This window comes from Chromobacterium rhizoryzae (genome assembly GCF_020544465.1).
Lineage (GTDB): Bacteria > Pseudomonadota > Gammaproteobacteria > Burkholderiales > Chromobacteriaceae > Chromobacterium.
In genome coordinates, this window is sequence record NZ_CP066126.1 from 2,810,154 (window position 1) to 2,829,110 (window position 18,957).

19 protein-coding genes and 1 other RNA gene are annotated in these 18,957 nt (G+C 64.5%); 9 read left to right on the top strand and 11 right to left on the bottom strand.

What is annotated here, in order from left to right:
* Window positions 1-47: 47 nt before the first annotated feature.
* From JC616_RS12735 to JC616_RS12745, 3 genes are read right to left on the bottom strand one after another with little or no spacing between them, the layout of a single operon-like run.
* Complete coding sequence (locus tag JC616_RS12735; RefSeq protein ID WP_227103380.1) at window positions 48-1,661, bottom strand: GMC family oxidoreductase; 1,614 nt, start codon at window positions 1,659-1,661, stop codon at window positions 48-50.
* Entirely contained in the window at window positions 1,658-2,182 is a 525-nt protein-coding gene (locus tag JC616_RS12740) for a twin-arginine translocation signal domain-containing protein (protein WP_227103382.1), read from the bottom strand. Before JC616_RS12740 ends, JC616_RS12735 begins: the two co-directional genes overlap by 4 nt.
* A 1-nt stretch (window position 2,183) precedes the next feature.
* Window positions 2,184-3,611 carry a coniferyl aldehyde dehydrogenase gene (locus JC616_RS12745; RefSeq protein ID WP_227103384.1) on the bottom strand — a complete coding sequence of 476 codons (1,428 nt, stop codon included), beginning with the start codon at window positions 3,609-3,611 and terminating at the stop codon, window positions 2,184-2,186.
* Window positions 3,612-3,713: 102 nt separating this feature from the next.
* On the opposite strand from JC616_RS12745, the gene JC616_RS12750 reads away from it, so the two are divergent.
* Entirely contained in the window at window positions 3,714-4,898 is a 1,185-nt protein-coding gene (locus JC616_RS12750) for a vWA domain-containing protein (RefSeq protein ID WP_227103386.1), read from the top strand.
* A 159-nt stretch (window positions 4,899-5,057) separates the two neighbouring features.
* Window positions 5,058-5,192 (top strand): hypothetical protein, encoded by a 135-nt coding sequence (locus tag JC616_RS24515; RefSeq protein WP_019100128.1) that lies wholly within the window; start codon window positions 5,058-5,060, stop codon window positions 5,190-5,192.
* A gap of 71 nt (window positions 5,193-5,263) precedes the next feature.
* On the opposite strand, the gene JC616_RS12755 is transcribed toward JC616_RS24515, so the two are convergent.
* From JC616_RS12755 to JC616_RS12770, 4 genes are all read right to left on the bottom strand, one after another.
* Window positions 5,264-8,203 (bottom strand): DNA translocase FtsK, encoded by a 2,940-nt coding sequence (locus JC616_RS12755; RefSeq protein WP_227103388.1) that lies wholly within the window; start codon window positions 8,201-8,203, stop codon window positions 5,264-5,266.
* A 191-nt stretch (window positions 8,204-8,394) separates the two neighbouring features.
* Window positions 8,395-8,742: a hypothetical protein gene (locus tag JC616_RS12760; RefSeq protein ID WP_107798831.1), complete on the bottom strand. Its 348-nt coding sequence runs from the start codon at window positions 8,740-8,742 to the stop codon at window positions 8,395-8,397.
* 224 nt (window positions 8,743-8,966) lie between these two features.
* Entirely contained in the window at window positions 8,967-9,593 is a 627-nt protein-coding gene (locus JC616_RS12765) for a YbhB/YbcL family Raf kinase inhibitor-like protein (RefSeq protein ID WP_227103390.1), read from the bottom strand.
* A gap of 96 nt (window positions 9,594-9,689) precedes the next feature.
* On the bottom strand, window positions 9,690-10,889 hold the full coding sequence (locus JC616_RS12770) for an amino acid aminotransferase (protein WP_227108589.1): 1,200 nt from the start codon (window positions 10,887-10,889) through the stop codon (window positions 9,690-9,692).
* Window positions 10,890-11,109: 220 nt separating this feature from the next.
* On the opposite strand from JC616_RS12770, the gene JC616_RS12775 reads away from it, so the two are divergent.
* On the top strand, window positions 11,110-11,388 hold the full coding sequence (locus JC616_RS12775; protein WP_107798828.1) for a hypothetical protein: 279 nt from the start codon (window positions 11,110-11,112) through the stop codon (window positions 11,386-11,388).
* Window positions 11,389-11,452: 64 nt separating this feature from the next.
* Here the strand turns inward: JC616_RS12775 and JC616_RS12780 are convergent, their stop codons facing one another.
* Both JC616_RS12780 and argE read right to left on the bottom strand, forming a co-directional pair.
* Window positions 11,453-12,841: a sodium-dependent transporter gene (locus tag JC616_RS12780; protein ID WP_227103392.1), complete on the bottom strand. Its 1,389-nt coding sequence runs from the start codon at window positions 12,839-12,841 to the stop codon at window positions 11,453-11,455.
* A gap of 186 nt (window positions 12,842-13,027) precedes the next feature.
* Complete coding sequence (gene argE / locus JC616_RS12785) at window positions 13,028-14,200, bottom strand: acetylornithine deacetylase (RefSeq protein WP_227103394.1); 1,173 nt, start codon at window positions 14,198-14,200, stop codon at window positions 13,028-13,030.
* 158 nt (window positions 14,201-14,358) lie between these two features.
* On the opposite strand from argE, the gene ffs reads away from it, so the two are divergent.
* An RNA gene (gene ffs, locus JC616_RS12790) (signal recognition particle sRNA small type) lies at window positions 14,359-14,457 on the top strand.
* A gap of 272 nt (window positions 14,458-14,729) precedes the next feature.
* Complete coding sequence (locus JC616_RS12795) at window positions 14,730-15,053, top strand: helix-turn-helix domain-containing protein (RefSeq protein WP_107798825.1); 324 nt, start codon at window positions 14,730-14,732, stop codon at window positions 15,051-15,053.
* A gap of 125 nt (window positions 15,054-15,178) precedes the next feature.
* Here JC616_RS12795 and JC616_RS12800 read toward each other — a convergent pair whose 3' ends face one another.
* Complete coding sequence (locus tag JC616_RS12800; RefSeq protein WP_107798824.1) at window positions 15,179-15,628, bottom strand: universal stress protein; 450 nt, start codon at window positions 15,626-15,628, stop codon at window positions 15,179-15,181.
* Window positions 15,629-15,745: 117 nt separating this feature from the next.
* Here JC616_RS12800 and JC616_RS12805 point away from each other — a divergent pair, with 117 nt between their 5' ends.
* The 4 genes from JC616_RS12805 to xerC all read left to right on the top strand — a co-directional run bounded on the left by JC616_RS12805 (window position 15,746) and on the right by xerC (window position 18,415).
* Entirely contained in the window at window positions 15,746-16,183 is a 438-nt protein-coding gene (locus JC616_RS12805) for an acyl-CoA thioesterase (RefSeq protein ID WP_227103395.1), read from the top strand.
* Window positions 16,184-16,195: 12 nt separating this feature from the next.
* Window positions 16,196-16,609 (top strand): tellurite resistance TerB family protein, encoded by a 414-nt coding sequence (locus JC616_RS12810; protein WP_107798822.1) that lies wholly within the window; start codon window positions 16,196-16,198, stop codon window positions 16,607-16,609.
* Between the two features lie 65 nt (window positions 16,610-16,674).
* Window positions 16,675-17,529 (top strand): AAA family ATPase, encoded by an 855-nt coding sequence (locus tag JC616_RS12815; RefSeq protein ID WP_227103397.1) that lies wholly within the window; start codon window positions 16,675-16,677, stop codon window positions 17,527-17,529.
* Window position 17,530: 1 nt separating this feature from the next.
* Window positions 17,531-18,415: a tyrosine recombinase XerC gene (gene xerC, locus JC616_RS12820; protein WP_227103399.1), complete on the top strand. Its 885-nt coding sequence runs from the start codon at window positions 17,531-17,533 to the stop codon at window positions 18,413-18,415.
* 39 nt (window positions 18,416-18,454) lie between these two features.
* Here xerC and JC616_RS12825 read toward each other — a convergent pair whose 3' ends face one another.
* Entirely contained in the window at window positions 18,455-18,955 is a 501-nt protein-coding gene (locus tag JC616_RS12825; protein ID WP_227103401.1) for a CinA family protein, read from the bottom strand.
* Between the last annotated feature and the right edge of the window lie 2 nt (window positions 18,956-18,957).

Here is an 18,957-nt window from a genome sequence, read left to right on the forward strand (position 1 = left end):
AAGGGACCTCCGCGGTCCCTTTTTTGTCGCCCTCGCGCCATGGCCTCTCAGGTTTTTACGCCCTGCATCCGCTGCCGCAAGGCCGCCACCGCGCGCAGGGCGAAGGCGTAAATGGACAGCTGCGGATTGGCCCCCACGCTGCTGGGAAACACCGAACCGTCCACCACGGTCAGATTGTCCAGTTGCCAATGCCGCCCCCATTCGTCCACCACCCCGGACTCGGCGTCGCCCGACATCGCCAAGCCCCCCATCACATGAGCGCTGACCACCTTGGCCAGCAAGGGCTTGAGCGTCAGCCCCGCAATCATGCTCCGGGCCTCGCCCCAGCTGCGGGCCAGGCCGGCCTGCTCATGCACCGTCAGCACCTGCCTGGCGCCGGCCGCGAACTGGATCTCGGCCATGCTCAACCAGGCGCGGCGCGCGCCCTCCCACAAGACCTCGTTCAAGGGATAGTCCAGCTCCGGCGAACCATCGCCGCGCAAGCGCACCTGGCCGCCGCGGCTTTCCGGGTGAAAACCGTCGCGCAACAAGGCCAGCGTCGCGTGCAGATGCGGCAAGCGCCGCAGCAAGGCCGGCTGCGCCGCGCCGAAGCCGGGAAAGGTGATGCCGGCCAGCAAGGGATGGATGGGCGGCACCTCCAGCTTGTAGCCCAAGGGGCCGTCCAGCGCGTGAACATGCATGAAGTGATCGCTGTACACCGTCTGCGGCGCGCCGTTGAACGGCTCCACCGGTTCCGGCATCAAGGCCGCCGACAGCAGCACCGGGTGCAGAAAGGTCCGCGTCCCGGTATGGCCGCCCGGATCGATCAGGCCGCTGCGCAGCAGGATGGCCGGCGAACCGATGGCGCCGGCGGCCAGCACCACCTGAGCCGCCCTCACCTTGAAGCGGCGCCCGGTTTCCCCCACCCCGTCCGCCGCCAGAAAACGTCCTTCCAGCCCTTCCAGCCGGGTTCTGGCGGCATTGGCGCGCAAACGATCCACCCGCGCCCGGCTGATCAGCCTGGCGCCATGCTCCAGCGCGGCGGGAATCGCCGTCACCAGCATGGACTGCTTGGCGTTGGTGGGGCAGCCCATGCCGCAATAACCCAGGTTCCAACAGCCGCGCACATTGCGGCGGATGCGCGCATGGGCGATGCCCAAGGCCGCGCAGCCGCGGGCCAGCACCGCGTTGTTGGGGTTCGGGTCCGGCAGCCAGTCGGCGATGCCCAGCCGCGCCTCGGCTTGCTCAAACCAGGGCCGCATCGCCTCCTCGCCCACGCCGCTCAAACGGTGGCGCTCCCGCCACCAGTTCAGCGTGTCCGGCGGCGTGCGGAAGGAACTGGTCCAGTTGACCACGGTGCTCCCGCCCACGGCCCGGCCCTGCAGGATGGAAATCCCCTTGTCCGCCGTTTTGCGACAGGCGGACTCCTGATACAGCTCCGGGTAGGCCTTGGCTTCCAACAGACGAAAATCGCGCGAGCTGTACAGGCCGCCCTCCTCCAACAGCAGCACGTCCAACCCGGCCGCGGCCAATTGCTCGGCCGCCATGCCTCCGCCGGCGCCGCTGCCGACGATGACCACATCGGCCCGCAGCTCCAGATCGGGCAGGCTCGCGCCGTCCAGCGCCTTCCAGCCCGCGACGACGCCGGCGGCCACCGGATCGGGTATCGTCGCGCGGCTCACGGCAGCATCTCCATCACCGCCGCCGGCTGCCGATAGCCCAGCGCCGGCCAACTGGCCGGATTGCCGTACCAGGCCGCGTTCAGCAATTGGTGCAGGGCCTGATAGCCGCTGCGCAGCAAGGGAAAAACGCTGCCGCGCCAGCGCCGCAGAAAGGCTTCGATGTCCTCGACCGACGCCTGCCGCCACGGCGCGGACACTCCGGCGATCCAGCGCCGCCCCCAGGGGTTGCCGAGCAAATCCAGCAATTGACGCAGTTCGGCCCGCATCGCCGGCGGCAAGCCGGCCACCGCGCGGTCCACGCCGCGCACCACGTCCTCGGGCGGCGCGACGCCCGCCCCCAGGACGCCCGGGGCGATCGCCGCCAGCAACTGGGCGTCCCGCGGCGTCAAGGCGCGCAGCTTCAAGGGCTTGGCCCAGTCCTCGGCCGGGCCGTCCGGCTGCGGCGAGGCCAACAAGGTGGCCAGCGCCAAGGCCGCGGCGCCGCCCAGACCGGTTTTGAGCAATTGGCGGCGGCTCAGCATCTCAGCGCAGCATCCACTTCAACAGCCGCTCCACGCCGGCGCCGTAAGGCGCGCGCGTCAAGACGGTGCCGGCCCAGCGGCTTTGCCGGAACACCGGCTTGAGCTTGGAGAAGGCCATAAAGCCCTCCTTGGCGTGACAATGCCCCATCCCGGACGGGCCGACGCCGCCGAAAGGCAAATCCTCCTGCACCACCTGCAGGGCGATGTCGTTGATCGCCACCCCGCCCGACACGGTTTCGCGCAAGGTTTTCTCTATGCGCAGCGCATCCCGGTCGAACAGATACAAGGCCAGCGGCCGCGGCCGCACGTTGACGTAGGCCAGCGCCTCGTCGAATTTGTCGTAACTCAGCACCGGCAGAATCGGCCCGAAAATCTCCTCCCGCAACAAAGTCGCGTCTTCCGGACAACCCTGCACCAGGGTCAGCGGGAATTTGCGGCTGGGCCGCCAGTCCTCCGCCGCCGGGTTGATCTGCTCCACCTCGGCCCCGGCCGCGCGCGCCTCCTCCAGCCATTGCAGCAGGCGCTGGCAATGACGCTCGTTGATGATGGCGCTGTAATCGGGATTGTCCGCCAGCGTTGGATAGGCGCGCCGCGCCGCGCCGCGCAACTCTTCCAGCAGAGCGGCGCGGTCCTTATCGTTGACCAGCACATAGTCCGGCGCCACGCAGGTCTGGCCGGCGTTCAGCATTTTGCCGGCGACGATGGCCTCGGCCGCGTGACGCAGATCGGCGCCCCGGGCGACGATGACCGGCGATTTGCCGCCCAGCTCCAAGGTCACCGGCGTCAGATTCTCCGCCGCCGCGCGCATGACGTGACGGCCCACCGCGGTGGAGCCGGTAAAGAACAGGTGGTCGAAAGGCAGCCGGCTGAAGTCCTGGGCCAGTTCGGCGTCGCCGTTGACCACGACCATCACCTCCGGCCCCAGGTAGCGCTCGGCCAGGCGCTGCAACAGCGCGCCGGTTGCCGGCGTGTATTCCGACATCTTCACCATCACCCGGTTGCCGGCCGCCAAGGCGGACACCACCGGCCCCAGCGCCAGAAACAAGGGATAGTTCCACGGCACCAGCACGCCGATGACGCCCAAGGGCTGCGGCATCACGCTGTTGCCGGCCGGCTGGAACCACATAGACACCCCGCGCCGTTCCGGCCGCATCCAGCGCCGCAGCCGCCGACGCGCGTAACGTATGGCCTCCAGCGAGGGAAACAGCTCGGCCAGCCGGGTTTCCACCGCGCTGCGGTGGCCGAAGTCCTGGCTGATGGCGTCGACGAAAGCCTGGCGGTTGTCCTGCAACATGCTCTCCAGGCGCTTGAGCCAATCCTGGCGCTGCTCCAGCGGCGGAAACGCTGAAGCCCGGCTAAGGCGGTACAGGCGGGAAAACTCCGCTTGCAGATGATCATCCCGGCAAATGGGCATGGCGGCGGCATTCATTGTATTATCCTTAGGATAGCAGTATCCGAACGATTGTTTAGAGCCGTGACTCTAAAACAAGAATATCATCGCCCACCCACGCTGTCACCCTCTAGCCGCGCCATGTTGATCGATTTTTTTTACGCCCTGCGCGAGGCCGGCCTGCCGGTCACGCTGAAAGAATTCCTCACCTTGCTGGAGGCGCTGCAAAAACGCGTCGCCTTCGGCGATCTGGACGCGTTTTACTATCTGGCGCGCACCGCGCTGATCAAGGATGAGAAACACTTCGACCGCTTCGACCAAGTGTTCGGCAGCCATTTCAAAGGCCTGTCACTGGCGCTGGACGAACTGAAAACCGGCATCCCGGATGACTGGCTGCGCAAGCAGGTGGAAAAACACCTGTCCGAGGAAGACAAGCGCCGCCTGGAAGCGCTGGGCTGGGAGCAGTTGATGGACACCCTGCGCCAGCGGCTGCAAGAGCAGCAGGAACGGCACCAGGGCGGCAATAAATGGATAGGCACCGGCGGCACCAGCCCCTTCGGCGCCTTCGGCTACAACCCTGCCGGCATCCGCATCGGCCAGCATGAGTCGCGCCATCGCCGCGCGGTGAAAGTGTGGGACCAGCGCGAATTCCGCAATTTCGACGACTCGGTCGAACTGGGCACCCGCAATCTCAAGATCGCGCTGCGCCGGCTGCGCGAGTTCGCCCGCGACGGCGCAGAGGAAGTGCTGGATCTGGACGCCACCATCGCCGCCACCGCCGGCAAGGCCGGCATGCTGGACCTGCGCATGCAGCGCGAGCTGCGCAACGCGGTCAAGGTGCTGGTGCTGTTCGACATCGGCGGCTCGATGGACGACCACGTCAAGGCCTGCGAGGAACTGTTCTCGGCGGTGAAGTCCGAGTTCAAGCACCTAGAGTATTTCTACTTCCACAACTGCGTTTACGAAGCGGTATGGAAGGACAACGCCCGCCGCCACACCCAGACCCTGCCCACCTGGGACCTGATCCATACTTTCGGCGGCGATTACAAACTGATCATCGTCGGCGACGCCACCATGAGCCCCTATGAGATCAGCTATCCGGGCGGCAGCGTGGAACACATGAACCAGGAGGCCGGCGAAGTCTGGCTGCGCCGCCTGCTCGCTCACTTCAAGCACGCCGCCTGGCTCAACCCGGTGCCGGAAGCGCACTGGGACTACACCCAATCGCTGCACATGCTGCGGCAACTGATGTCCGGCCGCATGTACGGGCTGACGTTGCAAGGCATTGATCAGGCGATGCGGGCGCTGAAGCGCAGCGCGCCTTGAATTTTAACTTTCCGACACAAATTATTACTTGAGCTTGCGGCGGCTTGTGTTCCAGAATGAAATCACAGGGGGCCGCCATAGACGACTTTGCTTCCAGGCCGATTGGCCGGCAATCGTCTTCACCAACAAGTTCGTACTCAAGCCTCGGGGAGCCATGCCATGGAAATTTTGCTTTTATTCGCCCTCATCGCCGCTGTGGTCGTCGTCGCCAAGATGTTGAGCGGCCCGGTGGAAGACCAGGACCAACTGGCTCCGATCCGCATTCGCAACGATCAGGACCAGCGCCGTCGCTGACCCCCGTCCACGCATAAAAAACGAAAAAGCGCGCCGCTAGGGCGCGCTTTTTTCATGCGGCGACACGCGGATCAGAACTCGCGCTGCGGCACCAGCACCGTCCGGTTGCCGTTGCTTTCCATCGGGCTGACGATGCCCGCCGCTTCCATTTCCTCGATCAGCCGCGCGGCGCGGTTATAGCCTATGCGCAAATGACGCTGCACCGATGAAATAGACGGCTTGCGGGTGCGCATCACGATTTCCACCGCCTCGTCGTACAGCGGGTCGCTTTCCGTCGCCGCCTGCGCCTTGGCCGTGGCCGCGGCGGACTCCTCCTCAGCCTCGCTCTCGCCGGTCAGCAGGCCTTCCACGTAATCGGGCTCGCCGAACTGCTTCAGATGTTCGACGATGGCGTGCACTTCGTCGTCGGTGACGAAGGCGCCGTGCACGCGCTGCGGATAACCGGTGCCCGGCGGCAGGAACAGCATATCGCCCTGTCCCAGCAGGCTTTCCGCGCCCATCTGGTCCAGAATGGTGCGGCTGTCCACCTTGCTGGACACCTGGAAGGCGATCCGCGTCGGAATATTGGCCTTGATCAGACCGGTGATCACGTCCACCGACGGCCGCTGAGTGGCCAGGATCAAATGGATGCCGGCGGCGCGCGCCTTCTGCGCCAGCCGCGCAATCAATTCCTCGATCTTCTTGCCGGCCACCATCATCAGGTCGGCGAACTCGTCCACCACCACCACGATGAAGGGCAAGGCTTCCAAGGGTTCCGGCGTTTCCGGCGTCAGGCTGAACGGATTGCCGATACGCTGCCCCATGGCTTCGGCCTCGCTCACCTTGTCGTTGTAGCCGGCCAGATTGCGCACGCCCAGCGCGCTCATCAGCCGGTAGCGGCGCTCCATCTCGCCCACGCACCAGTTCAAGGCGTTGGCCGCCAGCTTCATATCGGTGACCACCGGAGCCAGCAGATGCGGGATGTCGTTGTACACCGACAGTTCCAGCATCTTGGGATCTATCATGATGAAGCGCACTTCGTCCGGCCGCGCCTTGTACAGCATGGACAGAATCATCGCGTTGACGCCCACCGATTTGCCGGAGCCGGTGGTGCCGGCCACCAATAGATGCGGCGCCTTGGCCAGATCCATCGCCACCGGCTGGCCGGTGATGTCCTTGCCCAAGGCCAGAGTAAGGCGCGAACGCGGCTGCTGGAACACTTCGGAGGAGAAGATCTCGGACAAACGTATCATCTGGCGCTTGGGATTGGGCAGCTCCAGACCCATGCAGGTTTTGCCGGGTATGGTTTCCACCACCCGGATCGCGGCCAGGCCCAGCGCGCGCGACAAATCCTTCATCAGATTGACCACCTGATTGCCGCGCACGCCCACCGCCGGCTCCACCTCGTAACGGGTGATCACCGGGCCGGCGTAAGCGTCCACCACGCTGACCTTGACCTTGAACTCGGCCAGCTTTTCCTCGATGACGATGCCGCGCTCCAGCAATTCCTCCTCCGAGCACGTCACCGTCGCCTCGTCCGCCGGGCGCAGCAAATCCAGCCCCGGCAAACCGTAATCGTCGTATACCGGCCGCGGCTTGGCTTCCGCTTTGGCGTCCGGCGTCGCCGCCTGCTCCACCTCGGCCTGCGCCTGCCGCGCCCATGCCTCGGACGCCTCCGGCGCCGGCTCGGCGTCCCAGGGCGGACGAAGCTCGGCCAAGACTTCCGCCGGCTTCGCTTCCGCCGCCGGCGGCTCGATCAAGACCCAGGGCATGGGTTTGGCCGCCAGCTGCCGCGCCGCGGCCGCCGCCGAAGGCGGCTCTTCCGCCGGCAACACCGCCTGCTGCACCACCGCGGGCTTTTCATCCTCCTGCACCAGAACCGAACGCGTTTGCGGCCAGCGCCACGGCGCCGGCTCCGGCGGCCGCGTCGGCTCCGCCTCGTCTACGGTCTGCGGAACGGAAACCGGAACCGGGTCGATAAGCGGCAACGCCGCCTCGTCAGCCGCGGGAGCCGGCGGCGCGGCCTCGGCCGGCGGCGCCCATTCCTGCTCGGACCTGGGCTCCACGTCAAGCAGAAACGCCGGCGCGGCGGGCTCGACCGGCGCGAATACCGGCGACGCCGGCTCCGACGACGGGGCCTGGGCCTCGTCCTCCGGCCTAGGCGGCGCGATCTCCGCCATCGGCGCGGATATCTCCTCGAACGCCACCACTTCGGGCTCGATCAACGGCGGCGCCGGTCGCGCCTGCGCAGGCGGCGGAGACAGCCAGCCGTGATGCGCGGGCCGCGCGCTGGCCGGCAATTCATGCCGCACCACGGGCGGCGGCACGATTTGCGGCTCCTCCGCCTCTTGCGGCTTCAGCGCCTGGGGGCGAATCACGAAAGCTTGAGGCGCGGCCATGGTTTTGCCGCGCTTGGAATGGATGTGGCGCAACTGCTCGCGCACCTCGCTGGGCTCGATCACCGGCAAAGCGGACGCGCCCTGATCCTTGGCGCTCTGCGTCAGAACCCGGGAGGCCTGGCGGCGACGGTAATCCGACTGCAGATTATGTTGCAGCTCATGCAGGCCGATCACCGGCAGATCCTTGGCCTGTTCTTGCTCGGCCGACGGCTGGCGCACGCGCTTGCGGTATTCGCGGGACAGTTCCAGGGTCGGCAGTTCCGGCTTGGCCTGCGGCGGCGCGGCCGGCCGTTTCGGCAAGACTACGGTTTCGCGCTCGACGGCGGCCGGCGGCGCTACGCGTTCAGGGGACGGCTGCGGCGCGGACGGTCTAGCCGGCTCCGGCTCGGCTGAAGCGGGAGACGCGTCGCGGGGCGCGATCGGCTCGGTCCGAGGACGGCTCCACGCCTCCGCGGCGAGCGGCACGGCGTCGGCCTCCTCCGCGAAGTAGTCCGGCTCATGACGCTCCGTCGGCGACATGCCCAACAAGCGATCCAGCTTTTGGGTCCATTCGGACAAGACGACGCGGCCGGTATACACCAGCCAAGCCAGCGCACCCAGCACCAACAGCAGCACACACAGCACAAACCACACAGTTCACAACCTCTGACGATGTCGAAAATTAACGGCCGGACCCGCACCCGCTGCGGGCCCGACTGCGGCGATTGTACCGTTTTTTATAGTGTTCGCGGCAGGCGCGCGCGGACGATGAGCGCCCAGGCGGAGAAAAAAATTAAGCCGCGGCATGATGCGGCGGCTTAATCCCTGCTGGCGGCGCGGTCCGGCTAGGCGGCCAGTTGCAAATACCCCTGCAGCTGACCATTGGCCAACAAGCGGCGCAGATGGCTGCCCGGCGTGGGGCCGGCGTAGGCGACGCCGGCCTGTTTGCAACGCAGCACCTGGCCGGTGGCCAGGGTCACGAGCTCCATTTCCAACACCCAGGCCTGAACGTCGTCCACGCCTTCGACTTCCGGCTCCAGCGTCGCGGTCAGGCGATAGCGGCCATCGCCGGAGTTCACATCCAACAAGCCCATCAGCCCCAGATTGTTGCGCACATCGGCATCGTCCGCGTCAAAAGCGCCCGTCGCCAACGCGGCGGCCGGCAGCTTGTCTTTAACAGTGTTTGCAACCATGACAGTTAATCCCCTTTGATGTTGTTATCGTTTGCCGCTTTGGGCTGGCCGCGGTTCAAAGCGCCGCGCGGGCGCGGGCTTCCGAACTAAATCAGCCGCGGAGACGGGAAACGCCGCAACATCATGCTGCATTTCATTGGCCTACTGCAATCCCTTGCCAGAGGCCTCTGCGTTGCGAGACGGACAAACTGTCCTTTTTGCCACTTCTTCACATTGCGGGACGATTACAGCAAACGCGGATTTAGCGTATAGCGGCCGCTCAAGCTGGCCGAGGCCAACACATGGCCGCCCAAAGCCGCGACGATGTTGGCAGGCGTCAAGGCGCCGTCCACCGGCAAAGCTGCCACATCCAAGGCGTAGACGGTGAAAACGTAGCGGTGCTCCAGGCTGTCGTTCCACGGCGGGCAGGGGCCATCGTAGCCGTAGTAGTCGCCGGCCATAGCCGCGTCGCCGGCGAACCAGCCGGTGTAGTCGTTGATGCCGTGACGCAAGCCCTGCGGCGCGTCCGGACCGCTCTTGCCGCGCGCGCTCACCCCCGCGCTGTGGCCGCCCTCGGCGATCTCGCTCTGTCCGGCGGGAATGTCCAGCAGCAGCCAGTGATAGAAGTCCACCCGCGGCAGATCCGCCGGCACCTCCCTGCCCTCCTGATTGACGTCGTCGCCGCGCGACGGCACGTCCGGATCATGGCATATCAGCGCGAACGAGCGCGTCCCCTCCGGCGCTCCGCTCCAGACCAGATGCGGGTTGAGGTTGTCGGACAGCGCGACATGGCTGTCGGCGTCCGGCACGCAGAAGGCCAGGCGGCCCGGAATGCGTTCCCCGTCTTGAAAGCTGCGGCTGTGCAATTGCATGAATCTGCTCCTTGACTACGGCCGGCGATAGGCCGATTGAAAAAAAGCCCCGACTTGCGGGGCTTTGGCGATGCTGGATATCAAAACCGGCCAGGCTTAGCCCGCCTTCACCACCTGGGCGATGGCGGAAGCCACATAGGTCAGGTTCTTGCTGTTCAACGCCGCCAGGCAGATGCGGCCGGTGGACACGGCGTAGATGCCGAAGTCGGCGCGCAAGCGCTCCACCTGGGCCGCGCTCAGGCCGGTATAGGAGAACATGCCGCGCTGCTGGGCGACAAAGGAGAAGTCCTGAGCCACGCCTTCGGCCTTGATCGCCTCGACCAAGCCGACGCGCATCGCGCGAATGCGATCGCGCATGCCGGCCAGTTCGTCTTCCCACAACTGACGCAGTTCAGGGTTGGACAGCACCGCGGCCACCACCGCGCCGCCGTGAATCGGCGGGTTGGAATAGTTGGTGCGGATCACGCGCTTCAGTTGGGACAGCACGCGCGCGGATTCTTCCTTGCCGGCGGTGACGATGGACAAGGCGCCCACGCGCTCGCCGTACAGCGAGAAGCTCTTGGAGAAGGAGCTGGACACGAAGAACTGCAGGCCGGAGGCCGAGAACAGGCGCACGGCGACGGCGTCGGCGTCGATGCCGTCGGCAAAGCCCTGATAAGCCATATCCAGGAAAGGCACCAGGCCGCGCTCGCGGCAGACCCGCACCACCTCGGCCCATTGCGCGTCGGACAGGTCGGCGCCGGTGGGATTGTGGCAGCAAGCGTGCAGCACGATCACGGAGCCGGCCGGCAGTTGCGCCAGGAAGGCGCGCATGCCGTCGAAATCGACGCCGCGGGTGGCCGCGTCGTAATACGGGTAGTTTTCCACCTCGAAGCCGGCGGACTCGAACAGCGCGCGGTGGTTTTCCCAGCTCGGATTGCTGATATAGACCTTGGCCGCCGGGTTCAGGCGCTTCAGGAAGTCCGCGCCGATTTTCAGGGCGCCGGTGCCGCCCAGCGCTTGAGCTGTCACCACCTGGCCCGCCTTGATCAGCTCGCTGTCCGCGCCGAACAGCAGGTTCTGCACCGCGCTGTCGTAAGCCTGAGCGCCTTCGATCGGCTGGTAGCCGCGCGGCGGCATGGTTTCAAGACGCGCCTTCTCCGCCGCCTTTACCGCCGCCAACAGCGGAATCTTGCCGTTGTCGTCGGAATAAACGCCAACGCCCAGATTCACCTTGGTGGTGCGGGTGTCGGCGTTGAATGCTTCGTTCAGGCCCAGGATAGGGTCGCGCGGCGCCAGTTCTACGGCGGAGAAGATCGAGGTCATGCAAGGCTCCATTACTTTACGCAACAACCGGCCAAAAGCGCTCGCCCTGGCCGGCTGGACAAGAAAAACCGGATGGCCACAGTCTAACATGGAGAGCCGTTCTCCGGGCTCTCATCCACCGTCGCCGCGTTTTGACAGTGCGTCGCCCGGCCATTACCCTGACATCAGCCACCCAAGCATTTCCTTGCGGCAGCCACAGGAGCATGACTCAATGAAAAAAGGCATCTTGCTGTTCTGGCCCTCCTTCATCATCGCCATTCTGGCGACAGGGGTGTTCTTCTCCATTTTCGATCCGGCCGAGCTCAGTCTGCACGGCAAAACCCTGTTCAACGACAAGCTATCGGCCTACTCGGTGTTTTTCCTGGTCAGCTGGGCTTTCGGCGCGCTCAACACCAGCATTGTGCTGCTGTTGGAAAAAAACGCCCGCGAACTGAACGGCTTCACCCCGCCGCCGGTGGTGATACCGGAAGACGACGCCGCCCAGCCCTAAACCCCTGCCGGCCGGCATGAAAAAAGGAGCCTCGCGGCTCCTTTTTCTATTTGACGGCACGGGCTCAAATCACGCCCAGGCCCTTCAGCATCACCACCAGGATCAACAGCGGCGACACATAGCGCAGCACGAAGAACAGCGCTTTCAACAAGCCCTCGTTCTTCAGGGCGCCCTGATTGCTCAGCGCCTGCTTCAGCTGTTCGAAACCCCACACCCAGCCGACGAACAGGCAGAGGAAGATGCCGCCCAATGGCATCAGCAGATTGGAGGTCACGAAGTCGAACAGATCGAACAAGGTCATGCCGAAGAGCTTGAAACCGGACAGCGTGCTGTTGGACAAGGCGCAGCCCGCGCCCACCAAGGCCAGCAGCAGCAGGTTGATCACCGTGGCCTTGACGCGGCTGATGCCGAAGCGCTCGCTGAACACCGATACTGGCACTTCCAGAATGGACAGCATCGCGCCGGTGGCGGCGATCGCGGCCAGCACGAAGAAGGCCACCATGAACACATTGCCCAGCGGCATGCTGGCGAACACCGCCGGGATGGTGATGAAGAGCAGCGACGGGCCGGCCGCCGGCTCAAAGCCGAAAGCGAACACCGCGGGGAAAATGGCGATGCCTGCCAGCAGGGAAACGAACAGGTCCGCGCACATCACCCGGAAGGTGGTGACCGGGATGTTCTGATCATCGCGGAAATAGCTGCCGTAGGTAATCATGGTGCCCATACCTATGGACAGCTTGAAGAAGGCCAGCCCCACCGCGGTCAACACCACCGCGCCGCTGATCTTGGAAAAATCGGGGGTAAACAGGAAGTCCAGCCCTTTGGCCGCGCCGGGCAGCATCAGGCTGCGCGCGCCTATCACCAGCAACAGCAGGAACAGCAAGGGCATCAGCTTCTTGGTCACCGCCTCGATGCCCTTGGACACCCCCATCAGCAGAATGCCGCCTATCAGCAGCAAGACCAGCCATTGCCACAGCAAGGATTGCACCGGATCGGAGATCAAGGCGCCAAACGCCTGCGAGGTCACCTTGGGATCGCTGGACAAGAGGCCGCCGCCCAAGGACTTGAACACATAGGCGAAGACCCAGGCCGCCACTTCGGAATAGAAAGCCATGATCAGGAAGGCGGCCAGCACGCCGAATGCGCTGATCAGCCACCAGGGCTGACCGGCCGGCGCCAGCGTCTTCAGCGCCGTCACCGCGTCACGCTTGGCTTTGCGGCCCAGCATGATCTCGGCGATCATCACCGGCAAACCCACCAGCAGCGTGGCCAGCACATACACCACCAAAAAACCGGCGCCGCCATTGGTGCCGGTCAGATAAGGAAACTTCCAGATATTGCCGAGGCCCACGGCGGAACCGAGAGTCGCCGCCAACACGCCAAAGCTGGAGGTGAAGCCGTCTCGCGACTTGGCCGCGCCTCCCTGCCGCACAGATCCCACGTTCTGACTCATTTATTTTTTCTTTCTGACTACCGCGGCGCCAACGCTCGCCGGCCCCTTGGGACCGGGCGTTGAACAGCTGCTCACGCCGCCATAAAACAAGCCCGCCTAAGGGATCCCCCCGGCGGGCAACTTGAGTGTTCGGCTTGTCGCCGGCAGCGATTTTGCGGCTATTCGGTCATCAGCGCAAAAAAATCTTCACGGTTTTTGCGTCAGCTCATCTCCCAGTCGCCGCAACCAGGCCGCGCACTGCTCCAGTTGATCGATGTCGATGTATTCGTCGGGCCGGTGCGCTTGTTCGATGTTGCCGGGCCCCAACACCACGCAAGCGATGCCGGCCTCGCTGAACAGGCCGGCCTCAGTGGTGTAGGCGACGCCCTTGCCGCCGTCGCAGCCGCACAAGCGCGCCACGGTGCGACGCACCGCGCTGTCTTCAGACGATTCGAAGGCCGGGCTGTACACCACCCGTTCGATCTCGATCTGCGCCTCCGGCGCCACCTCGCGCATCTCCAGCAACAAGGTGGCGGCGTAGTCCCGGACGGAACTGACAAAACGCTCAGGCCCATCGCCCGGCAACCAGCGGCACTCGAACATGAATTCGCAATCCTTGGGCACGATATTGCAGGCGGTGCCGCCATGAATGGTGCCGGTCTGCAAGGTGGTGAACGGCACATCATATGAGGACTGACGATGGCCGAAGGACGCTTCGGCGTCGGCCAGCTTGCGGATATGGGTGATCAGCCGCGCGGCGAACTCGATGGCGTTGACGCCTTGCGGGGTAAGCGAGGAATGCGCGGCGCGGCCGCCCACCTTGCACAGGAAATGAGCGATGCCCTTGTGTGCGATCACCGGCTGCATGCTGGTGGGCTCGCCGACGATGCAGCCCGACACCTTGACCCCGTCCGCCGCCAGGCGGTCTATCAGCCGGCCCACGCCCAGGCAGCCGACTTCCTCGTCGTAAGACAGGGCGATGCCTATGCCCTGCCTTAATTCTCCGCGCGCGGCCAACTCCGCGAACCAGGGCGCCAGCGACAGCACGCAGGCGATGAAGCCCTTCATATCGGCGGAGCCGCGGCCATACAAGCGCCCATCGCCCTTATCGGTCAGAACGAAGGGATCGCTGCTCCAGACCTGGCCGTCCACCGGCACCACGTCGCTATGGCCGGACAGCACCACCAGCGGCAGTTCCGGCGCGCCGATGCGGGCGAACAGATTGGCCTTGCTGCCCTCGTCGTTGAAGGTCAGCGTGGACTCCACGCCCAATTGCGACAGATAAGCGCGCGTCCACTCGATCAATTGCAGATTGGAATGCCGGCTGGTGGTGTCGAAGCGGATCAGTTCCGCCAACAGTTCTTGCGCCGATTGAACCATCACACACTCCCACGCTTGCCGCGGTATTAATATAGATGCCGCCCAGTCTGCCTGCGCGGCCGCGCTTCGGCAACCGACGCCGCGGCCGGCGTCGCGACAAAAACGCACGCCGAGCTTGGCAAAACGGCCGCTTGTCGTTAGAATGCGTCTTCTCTTGAGGCGGGTCTCCCCGCATTGCGCGATAGCGAACCTGGTCAGGTCCGGAAGGAAGCAGCCACAGTTATTTAGCGCAAGTGCCGGGGGTCAGGCTCGCCGCCCCTCCCCTTTTTTTTCAGTCTCAAATGCCAAAACGCTTTACAAAAAAGCGACCACACAGTATCTTTTTGCGTCTCGACCTGCAAATCCCATTGTCCTTGACAATAAGAATCCACTAACATTGCAAAAAACGAAGTCGACTCTTAACGGAACTTCATGAACTTTTTTGCATCAGAATTATTCCTGATGGATTTTTTTTGCTATTTTTAGGGTGCAGGGCACGAAACCTAAAAAATATTAGAACCAATATTCTTTGATACTGAGAGGAACACTCATGAAACTGTTTGAAAAGATCCCCAACCCGCGTGAGATCCGCCGCAAGCTCGGCCTGAACCAGCAAGAATTCTGGAGCCGCATCGGCGTGACCCAGTCCGGCGGCTCCCGCTACGAAAGCGGCCGCAACATGCCCAAGCCGGTGCGCGAACTGTTGCGCCTGGTTCACGTCGAGCAGATCGACCTGTCCAAGGTTCGCCGCGAAGACTTCGAAATCGTCGAGTACCTGAAGGAAACCCACCCGGACCTGTACAAGAGTCTGCGCAAAGCGGTTCGCACCAAGCTGGAAGCCCAGGACGGCAGCGTGGAAGCCACCGCCGGCTGATCCCCTTCCGCGAGGAAAGCCAGCCCGCAGCGATGCCGGCTGGCTTTATTTTTGCCCGCGTGATTGTCCGACAAGCAACGGCGCGCCTCACTCCGTCCATGCAAGGCGCCCGCCATGCCATCAGCCTAGTCCCCCGGGTTGCGCACCAGCAACACCGGCACGTCCGCCAGTTTAAGCACGCCCTCCGCCACGCTGCCCATCAGCAAATGCATTAAGCCGCTCCAGCCATGGGTACCCATCACTATCAAATCGGCGCCCCAGACGCCGGCGTCGTCCACCAGCACCGCGGCGATTTTGTCGCCCCAGCTTTCCAGAATCTTGCAATCCGCCGTCACGCCCAGCTCTTTGGCCTTGGCCCCGGCCTGGCCCAACACCTGCTCGCCCGCCTGCTTGATCGATTTCTGCAGCTCGGTCGCGTCCAGAAACTCGGTGCCGCCCCAGCCGAACTGGGCCAAATCCACCACATGCACCAACTTCAGGCTGGCGCCCACCTCCTTGGCCAGATGGCAAGCCTCGTGCAATGCCAGGTTGGAGGTTTCACTATCATCCACGGGTACGAATATGCGCTGATACATGACTCTGCTCCTTGTTGTATTTGCCTTACACTTGCAGTCTATCAAACCATGCCACTGCCCTGTTGACTCAGGTTAAGACAAACAACTCAGCCAAACCACTCGCCCAAAGCCCACACCATGCCCAGAATCCAGATTGTCCTGCCTGAGCGCTTCGCATTCGAAACCCGCGTCGACATCCGCATCGGAGACATCAACTACGCCGGCCACCTAGGCAACGACGCCGTGCTGAGACTGGCTCAGGAAGCGCGGCTGCGCTTTTTACAAAGTCTAGGCTATCCGCACGAACTCAGCATCGAGGGCCTGGGCGTCGTGGTGGCGGACACCGCCATCCTCTATCGCGCGGAGGCCTTTCACGGCGAGGTGCTGCGCTTCGCGCTGGCCGTGGACGACCTCGGCGCGCGCGGTTTCGATCTGCTCTATCAGGCAAGCAATGACAAAACCGGGAAAGAAGTGGCAAGATTGAAGACAGGCCTAGTCTTCTTCGACTACGTCAGCCGCAAGCCTGCCGCCATGCCCCCAGCGTTTCTGGAGCGGCTAGGCGTCACATCAGAATAAAGGAAAGGCGTCATGAGAAAATACGCACTCAATAGCCCGGAAGCACTGGCGCGCCTGCTGGCCATGTTTATGATCACGGATGGCAATATGGACCCGCGCGAGCTGGAGCTGCTGGAGAAACTCCACGTCTACGACCTGATCGGCCTGCCGCGCAAGCAGTTCACCAAGGTGCTGGTGGATTACTGCGACGACGTCTCCGACGAAGCCAACGACGACGGCACCATTCATTTGCTGGACGCGGAGCGCATCAACGGCCTGCTGGCCGAGGTGAGCGACCACCGCAAACGCATCCTGGCCTGCGTGCTGGCCATGGACATCAGCAAGTCAGACGGCACCATCAGCGAGCCGGAAATGGCCTTGCTGAGCCATATGATGAAAAGCTGGGGCATTTCGCTGGACGATCTGGAACGCGAATTCGCCCGTTAACCCCTTTCCGCGCCAAAGCAGCCGTCCGCGCGGCTGCTTTGGCCATTTTGAAGCCTCCCCCGCCCATGACGAGCAATACCCGATTTTCCGGTACCGACAACTACATCGCCACCGAAGACCTGATGATGGCGGTGAACGCCGCCATCACGCTGGAGCGCCCGCTCCTGATCAAGGGCGAACCCGGCACCGGCAAGACCATGCTGGCCGAGGAAGTGGCCCGCAGCCTGGGCCGAGAGTTGATTGTCTGGCCGATCAAGTCCACCACCAAGGCGCAGCACGGCCTGTACGAATACGACGCGGTCTCGCGGCTGCGCGACTCGCAGCTGGGCGACGCCCGCGTGCACGACATCCGCAACTACATCGTCAAGGGCAAGCTGTGGCAGGCTTTCGACGCCGACTCCGCCCCGGTGCTGCTGATCGACGAAATCGACAAGGCCGACATCGAATTCCCCAACGATCTGCTGCGCGAACTGGACCAGATGGAGTTCTTCGTCCACGAAACCCAGGAGTTCGTGCGCGCCCGCCAGCGCCCCATCATCATCATCACCTCCAATAATGAAAAAGAGCTGCCGGACGCCTTCTTGCGCCGCTGCTTCTTCCATTACATTCGCTTCCCGGACCGGGACACCATGCAGGCCATCATCGACGCCCACTTCCCCGCCCTGCGCCAGCAACTGGTCAGCGAAGCGCTGGAGGTGTTCTTCTCCATACGCGAGCTGCCGGGCCTAAAGAAGAAACCCAGCACCTCGGAATTGCTGGACTGGCTGAAACTGCTGTCGGCGGAAAACATGGACGCCGCCGCGCTGAAGCAGCGCCATCAGGACAACGCCCCGCCGCCGCTGGCGGGCGCGCTGCTCAAGAGCGAACAGGATCTGCAATTGTTCGAGCGCCTGATGCAGATGGCCAGGCTGCGCCGCTGAAATGGACATCCTGGAGCGCTTCGCCGCCTCGCTGGCGCTGGCTGGCCGCAGCGGCCACACCGCCGCCGCCTACCTGCGCGATCTGGAACAACTGGCCGCCCTGCTGAGCCCCGCTCCGCTGGAGCGGGCCGAACACGCCCAGTTGCGCAGAATCCTGGCCAAGCTGCACGCGCAAGGCCTGCACAGCCGCAGCCTGGCGCGCAAGCTCTCCGCCTGGCGCCGCTTCTACCAATGGCTGTTGGACAACGGACAGCGCGGGGACGACCCCAGCCAGGGTCTGCGCGCGCCCAAACAGGACAAGCCGCTGCCCAAGGCCTTGCCGGTGGACAGCACCGCGGCCTTGCTGGACCGCATCGACGACGACGACGCGCTCTCCATACGCGACCGCGCGCTGTTCGAGCTGATGTATTCCTGCGGGCTGCGCCTGTCCGAAGCGGTGGGATTGAATCTGGAAGACCTGGACTTTTCCGACGATCTGCTGCGCATCCGCGGCAAGGGCGGCAAGGAACGCATTGCGCCGCTGGGCGCCGAGGCGCGCGCCTGCCTGCAGCGCTGGCTGGCGCAACGCCAGGCGGCGCAGGAGGAGCGCGCGGTCTTCATCGCCCGCCACGGCGGACGGCTGGGCGGACGGCAAGTGGAAAAACGCCTGCGTGACTGGGCGATCAAGACCGGCGCGCAACAACACGTGCATCCGCATATGCTGCGCCACTCCTTCGCCTCTCACCTGCTGCAATCATCCGGGGACTTGCGCGCGGTGCAAGAACTGCTGGGGCACGCCAATCTGTCCAGCACCCAGATCTACACCGCGCTGGACTTCCAGCACCTAGCCAAGGTCTACGACGGCGCGCACCCGCGCGCGCGCAAAAAACCGGACAACAAAGACTAAGAGCCTGTTCAAAGCCCGCCGCACTTCAGCAGGTGGACGCTAAGCGGCGCGGCTGCGCGCGGCCAACAGCTCGTCCAGACGCTGCAAGGCGCGGATCACGGTTTGCGCGCGCACCTGCGCGCGATCGCCGTCGAAGCGGCAGCGGAAAGCCTCGCTCCAGCCGTCAGGACCGGCGATGCCGAACCAGACCAGCCCCACCGGCTTGGCCGCCGTGCCGCCGCCGGGGCCGGCGACGCCGGACACCGCCACGCTCCAATCCGCGCCGGACAACGTCTGCGCGCCGGCGGCCATCTGCCTCACCACCGCCTCGCTGACCGCGCCGTGCTCGCGCAAGGTGCCGTCCTCCACCCGCAGCAGACGCTGCTTGGCCTCATTGCTGTAAGTGACCACGCCGTAGCCGAACCAGGCGGAACTGCCGGCGATGTCGGTCAGCGCCGCGGCGATCATGCCGCCGGTGCAGGATTCGGCGGCGGCGACGCTCTCGCCCGCCGCCAACAAACGCCCGCCCAGACGGCGAGCCAATTCCAGACTTTCTTGCATGG